This is a genomic window from Streptomyces sp. NPDC056948 (genome assembly GCF_042674225.1).
Classification (GTDB): Bacteria; Actinomycetota; Actinomycetes; order Streptomycetales; family Streptomycetaceae; genus Streptomyces; species Streptomyces purpurascens.
The window spans coordinates 1-6,127 of record NZ_JBHUQX010000501.1; the positions used below are offsets into that span (position 1 = coordinate 1).

The 6,127-nt window shown below is 69.1% G+C and carries 5 protein-coding genes; 1 reads left to right on the plus strand and 4 read right to left on the minus strand.

Translation table 11 applies throughout. The annotated features are described in order from the left end of the window. Positions 1-72 precede the first annotated feature (72 nt). The 4 genes from ACFTZL_RS39425 to ACFTZL_RS39440 form a co-directional block, all read right to left on the minus strand. Positions 73-1,584 carry an MFS transporter gene (locus ACFTZL_RS39425; RefSeq protein WP_382593672.1) on the minus strand — a complete coding sequence of 504 codons (1,512 nt, stop codon included), beginning with the start codon at positions 1,582-1,584 and terminating at the stop codon, positions 73-75. Between the two features lie 409 nt (positions 1,585-1,993). Beyond that, positions 1,994-3,127 (minus strand): NADH:flavin oxidoreductase, encoded by a 1,134-nt coding sequence (locus tag ACFTZL_RS39430; RefSeq protein WP_382593675.1) that lies wholly within the window; start codon positions 3,125-3,127, stop codon positions 1,994-1,996. 585 nt (positions 3,128-3,712) lie between these two features. Then, the gene (locus ACFTZL_RS39435) at positions 3,713-4,528 is read right to left on the minus strand and encodes an SDR family NAD(P)-dependent oxidoreductase (protein WP_382593678.1); all 816 of its coding nucleotides are present in this window, start codon (positions 4,526-4,528) and stop codon (positions 3,713-3,715) included. A gap of 234 nt (positions 4,529-4,762) precedes the next feature. Then, positions 4,763-5,593 (minus strand): oxidoreductase, encoded by an 831-nt coding sequence (locus ACFTZL_RS39440; protein WP_382593681.1) that lies wholly within the window; start codon positions 5,591-5,593, stop codon positions 4,763-4,765. Between the two features lie 145 nt (positions 5,594-5,738). Between ACFTZL_RS39440 and ACFTZL_RS39445 the strand changes: the two genes are divergently transcribed. Continuing rightward, on the plus strand, positions 5,739-6,127 hold a 389-nt coding region (locus ACFTZL_RS39445; protein WP_382593684.1), incomplete at its 3' end, for a TetR/AcrR family transcriptional regulator.

Here is a 6,127-nt window from a genome sequence, read left to right on the forward strand (position 1 = left end):
CGCACCGATGGAACATCGCCGCACCCGGCCGGAGGAGACCGGGTGCGGCGTTGCTGCGCCTGAGGGCCTGGGTCAGTGCACCATCGCCGGGACTTGGGCCTCGCCGTCCGAACCCGCGCCCGTGGACGAGCGGCCGACGTTGACGAGAATCAGGGCGATGACTGCGGATGTTGCCAGGATGCCGACGGCGAACCAGATCGCGTTGGCGTAGCCGTGCACCATGCCCTGCATCTGGATCAACTGCTGCTGCGAGCGGGTGGTCGCACCGGTGATGTGGTCGGCGATGTACGACGTGGTCGCGGAGGCGGCGATGGTGTTCAGCAGGGCGGTACCGATGGCGCCGCCCACCTGCTGCGAGGTGTTGACCATCGCGGAGGCGACGCCTGCATCACGCGGCTCGATGCCGTGCGTGGACAGGGACATGGCGGGCATGAACGCCGTGCCGATGCCGAGTCCGAGCAGGAGCTGGGCCGGCAGCAGCAGGCCGGTGTAGGAGGAGCCGATCTCCAGCTGCGTGAGCAGCAGCATGCCGGAGGCGGCGACCAGGTAGCCGGCGACCATCAGGAACCGGGCGGGCATACGGGTCATCAGCCGGGCGCCGATCAGCGTGGATCCCAGGATCATGCCGGCGATCAGGGGCATGAAGGCGAGGCCCGTCTTGACCGGGGAGTAGCCCTGGATGACCTGGAGGTAGTAGGTCAGGAAGAGGAACATGCCGAACATCGCGATGATCGCGAGGCCGAGGGAGAGGTATACGCCGCCTCGGGTGCGCTCGGTGACGACGCGCAGGGGCAGCAGCGGAGCCTTCACTCTGGTCTCGACGATCACGAAGACCAGGAGCAGGACCGCCGCCGCGACGAAGAGACCGATCGTCAGGGAGTCGCTCCAGCCCTCGGACTCGGCGCGGGCGAAAGCGTAGACCAGCGAGACCAGGCCGGTGGTGGACAGGATCACGCCCGGGATGTCCAGTGCCGAGCCGTGGCGCTCGCCCTTCGGCTCACGGATGACGAACGCGGCACCGGCCGCGGCGATCACGGCGAACGGGATGTTGACGAAGAACGTCCAGCGCCAGTCCATGTACTCGGTCAGCACACCGCCCAGGATCAGTCCGACCGCGCCTCCGGCACCGGAGATCGCGCCGTAGATGCCGAATGCCCTGGCACGTTCCCTGGCATCGGTGAACATCAGGGTGAGCAGGGAGAGAGCGGCGGGCGCGAGCAGGGCACCGAACATGCCCTGGAGGGCGCGGGCGGCGAACATCATCGCTTCATTGGTGGCCGCACCGCCGAGCGCGGAGGCGGCTCCGAAGCCGAGCAGGCCGATGATGAAGGCCCGTTTGCGGCCCCAGAGGTCGGCTATCCGGCCGCCGAAGAGCAGCAGGCCGCCGAAGGCGAGGGCGTAGGCGGTGATCACCCATTGGCGGTTGCCGTCGGAGATGTCCAGGTCCTGCTGAGCGGAGGGGAGGGCGATGTTCACGATGGTCGCGTCGAGCACGACCATCAGCTGCGCTATGGAGATGAAGACGAGCGCTGTCCAGCGGTTGGCTCCGGTGGTGCCCTGAGCCTTGTGGGCTGCTTCGGACATGGGGGTACCTCTTCGTGAATCATGAGTTGTGGCACGTCGTCGGTGACGGCCGGGAGTATGGAGTCCGTGGGCAGGGCAAGAAGGCCGACAGGACGGTCGGAGGACGTTGGGTCCACGAGCCCGGCGGACGGTGCAGGGAGAGTGCGTCCGGCCGCCGGGCCGGGACCTGCGCCGATCCCGTCCCCACGGATTCGGCGCGGCGGGGCCGCCACCGCTCGAAGCGGGCCCCGGTCTTGTGAGGTACGCACCCGGGACAGCGGGCCGGGCACACTCTTCAGCAATCGCGGTGACGGCGGGCGGCTGCGGGCTTGGCACCCGGTTCGCGACACCGGCCTGGTTCTGCGTGAAGGCGGAGCGTCACTGTCGGCCGCGCCGTCATGACCCGTCCTGTGTAGGCCGCGCCTTGGGCTCAGGTCAGTGTGGCCAGAGCGGCGGCGTCGAACGGGTTCAGTTCATCCAGGCGCCCCGCGAGGACCTTCGCCGCCCACAGCGGGTCCTGGAGCAGGGAGCGGCCGACGGCCACGAGGTCGAACTCCTGCGCCTCCAAGCGGTCCAGGAGGTCGTCGAGGTTGCGCAGGGCGGCGCCTTTGCCCTGGAACAACGTATCGATGTAGTCCGTACCGCCGCCCAGGCCCACCGACCCGACCGTGACGGTGTGCTTGCCGGTGACCTTCTTCGCCCAGCCCGCGAGGTTGAGGCTGGAGCCTGCGAACTCCGGCACCCAGTAACGGCGGGTGGAGGCGTGGAAGGCGTCCACTCCTGCCTCGGCGAGTGGCGTGAGGATCGCCTCCAGCTCCTGAGGGGTCTCGGCGATCCGCGCGTCGTGGTGGACGTTCTTCCACTGCGAGAAACGGAAGTGCACGGGGAACTTGCGTGAGACCGAGTCCCGAATGGCGGCAACGACTTCCGCTGCGAACTTCGCACGGGCCGTCAGGGTGCCGCCGTAAGCGTCCGCGCGGCGATTGGTGCGCGTCCACAGGAACTGGTCGATCAGGAAGCCGTGGGCGCCGTGTACCTCCACTCCGTCGAAGCCGATCCGCTCCGCCGCCGCGGCGGCCTCGGCGAAGGACGCGATCACGTCGTCGATGTCCTGCTGCGTCATGGCCTTGCCCGCGCCCTCGGTACCGTCGAGGCCGATGCCGGACGGGCCGATGACGGGCGCGTGCGGATACGGCGTCCCGCCGGCGGGGCGCATGATGCCCAGGTGCCAGATCTGCGGCATGATCCTGCCGCCGGCCGCGTGCACCGCGTCGGCGACCGCCTTCCAGCCGGCGAGCTGTTGCTCGCCGTGGAAGACCGGGATGTTGTCCATCCCGCCCGCGGACTCATGGCCCACGAACGTTCCCTCGGTCATGATCAGGCCCACACCGGCGGCGGCACGGCGCGCGTAGTACGACGCCACGTTCTCGCCCGGTATGCCGCCCGGCGAATGCATCCGGGTCATTGGCGACATCACGATGCGGTTCGGGATGGTCAGACCGTTGATCGTGACGGGTCGGGAGAGGATCTCCGTCGCTCCGGACAGAGGACTGGAGGCGGGCATGACGGTCTCCTTGCTCAGCTGTGAATCGGTAGAACGTGCGTCGGTGGCTTCGGACGCGTGCGGTGCGGCTGGGCGGAGCCGATGAGGGCCCGGGGCGGGCTGCCATGTGCGGGGTGGCGGCCGCAGCCACCGCTACCGCAGCCGCGCTCAGACGATCTGTGCGCCCTGTGCCCGGAGGGCGAGAGCCGCCCAGTCGGACCAGGTCTTGAGACGGTCGGCGTAGATGTGCGGGAGGTACTGGGGTGTCGGCGGTCCCGAAGAACACGCGCAGCAGCGGGTTCTCGGCGTCGACGACCTGCAGCAGGGCCTGCCCGGCGGCGACGGGCCCGCCGTGCTCCGCCTCTGCCATGAGCTTCGCGAGGTGCTCGGTGCAGGGGTTTGGCGGGCAGCGCCTCAGCGCGAGCGGCGGACGGTCCCAGGACCAGGACGCGTACGTCCTGCTTCCGTGGCGGGATGGGGATCAGGCAGGGAGGCGAGGGCGTCGCCGGTGCGCAGGATGAACGCGGTCGAAGGCCCGGTCGGACAGGACTGAGGAATCGGAGGAATCGGAGGAATTCTTGTCGATCACGGCAGCGTCGATGTTGTTCAGCCCTGTGCGGCGCGAGAGAGGTCTTCCCAGTCGGCCCAGGTCTGCAGCCGCTGCGCGTACAGGCCCTTGACGAGGTCGACAGGCTGGTTGCCGAAGAGGACGCGCAGGGGCGGGTTCTCCGCGTCGACGATGTGCAGGAGGGCCCGGCCGGCGGCGGCCGGATCGGCGGGCTGCCTGCTCTCCCGCAGGGCCTGAATGGCCTTGTGGAAGTCCTCGTAGGCGGGGTGGGGCGTGGCTTGTATGGCGGAGCTGTCCGCCCAGTCCGTGTCGAAGCTGCCCGGTTCCACAAGAGTGATCTTGATGCCCGTTCCCTGTACCTCCTGGGTGAGGGACTCGGTGAAGCCTTCCAGGGCCCACTTGGAGGCGGCGTAACCGCCGACGAACGGGAATGCGGTGATCCCGTTGACGCTGGAGATCTGGACGACGTGGCCGGAGCCCTGTTCGCGCAGGAGCGGCAGGGCCGCCTGCGTGACCCGGAACGCGCCGAAGAAGTTGGTCTCCATCTGGGCGCGCAGCTGTTCTTCGGTCAGTTCCTCGATCATGCCGAAGAGGCCGTAGCCGGCGTTGTTGACGACCACGTCCAGGCGGCCGAAGTGCTGGTGTGCGGTGGTGACCGCGGTGGTGACGGCGGTCCTGTCGCTCACGTCGAGGGGCAGCGGCAAGACGGCATCGCCGTACTGTTCGACCAGGTCGCCGAGGGACTTCGGGTCGCGGGCGGTGGCTGCGACGTTGTCGCCGCGGCCGAGCGCCGCCTCGACGAACGCGCGGCCCAGGCCGCGGGACGAACCGGTGACGAACCAGACCTTGTTCATGGCGTTTCTCCGTTTCTCGTCTTTCGGGCAGGCAGGAGCCGAGCGCTTGGTGATGAGGGCTCGGTGGTGTGTGACAGCCGTCCGTGAAGGGTGTCCACCGGGGGTATCGGCGAGTCGGCTTGAGGGGGGGCGGGCTGCCCGGTCTGCGGATGCGCAGAGGCCGGGCTGCGGTCGTTACGCGCGGGCGGCCAGCCCTCGCCCGCCTCTGTGAGAGCCGGGCAACCCGGAGCAGACCTACCGCGGGAGTCCGGTGGCGCGGGAGATGAAGGTGTCGAAGCCGCGGTCGGGCAGGAGCCTTCGCAGGGTGATCATGGGGCGGGCTCCGAAGCCGGTGGCGTAGCGGGTCTTGGGCTTGCGGGCGGTGACGGCCTTGCCGATGGCGTCGGCGATGACCTGGGGGGAGGACATGCGCTTGGTGTTGGCCTCGGAGGTCATCGAGGTGGCGACGGCGTTGGCCTGCTGGGCGTAGGCGCCGTCGCTGGAAGCCTTGCGCAGGCCGTCGGCGGCGATGGAGCCCCATTCGGTCTTGATGCCGCCGGGTTCGATGACGACGACGTCAATGCCGAAGGGCTTGAGCTCCAGGCGGAGGCAGTCGGAGAGGGCTTCGAGGGCGAACTTGGTGCCGTGGTACCAGCCGCCCAGGGGGGTGTGGATCTTTCCGCCCATGGAGGTGATGTTGATGATGCTGCCGGAGCGCTGGGCGCGCATGTGGGGCAGGGCGAGCTGGGCCAGGCGCATGGCGCCGAAGACGTTGACCTCGAACTGGTAGCGGCCTTCGGACAGGGGGACGTCCTCGATGGCGCCGTAGGAGCCGTAGCCGGCGTTGTTGACCAAGACGTCGATGCGGCCGGTCTCGGAGACGATGCGGTCGATGCCGGCGCGCATGGAGTCGTCGTCGGTGACGTCCATGGCCAGGGGGCGGATCCCGCCGTCGGCCAGCTTCTGCAGGCGGTCGGTGCGGCGGGCGGCGCCGTAGACGGTGTAGCCCAGGGACTGGAGCTTGAGGGCGGTGGCCTCACCGATGCCCGAGGAGGCGCCGGTGACGAGAGCGGTCTTGGTGGTCATGTGGGTTCCCGGAAGGTAAGGTGAACGTGGGTTCATGAACTACTATGAACCACGGTTCAGGTTATTGCAAGTGCTGATTTCCCGAACTCCGGAAGTCACCTGACGAGACCGGATCCGGCATCCCCCATCTGGAGAGTGAGTCCTCATGGCCCAGGCCCGAGCGCCCCGCGCCGACGCCGTCCGCAACCGCAAGAAGATCCTCGACGCCGCGCGTGAACAGATCACCCTCAACGGGCCCGACACCGGCATGGACGAGATCGCCTCCGCCGCCGGCGTCGCCGTGGGCACCCTCTACCGCCACTTCCCCACCAAGACCGACCTCGTCGCCGCCGTCCTGGCCGAATACAGCGGCCGCATCGCCGCCGACGTCGAAGCCGCCCGCCAGCGCACCGCCGACGGCTCCCCCGCCCTCGACGAGATCACCGGCTTCCTCGCCCGCGTCGTCGAAGCCACCGCCACCAACCACGCCGTCAAAGCCGCCGCCCGCACCCTCGGCGCCAGCCTCGACCCCGACACCGAACAACGCGCCCGCAC

Coding starts and splice junctions, on each gene's coding strand:
- ACFTZL_RS39425 (WP_382593672.1), bottom strand. CDS start 1,584: ATGTCCGAAGCAGCCCACAAGGCTCAGGGCACCACCGGAGCCAACCGC.
- ACFTZL_RS39430 (WP_382593675.1), bottom strand. CDS start 3,127: ATGCCCGCCTCCAGTCCTCTGTCCGGAGCGACGGAGATCCTCTCCCGA.
- ACFTZL_RS39440 (WP_382593681.1), bottom strand. CDS start 5,593: ATGACCACCAAGACCGCTCTCGTCACCGGCGCCTCCTCGGGCATCGGT.
- ACFTZL_RS39435 (WP_382593678.1), bottom strand. CDS start 4,528: ATGAACAAGGTCTGGTTCGTCACCGGTTCGTCCCGCGGCCTGGGCCGC.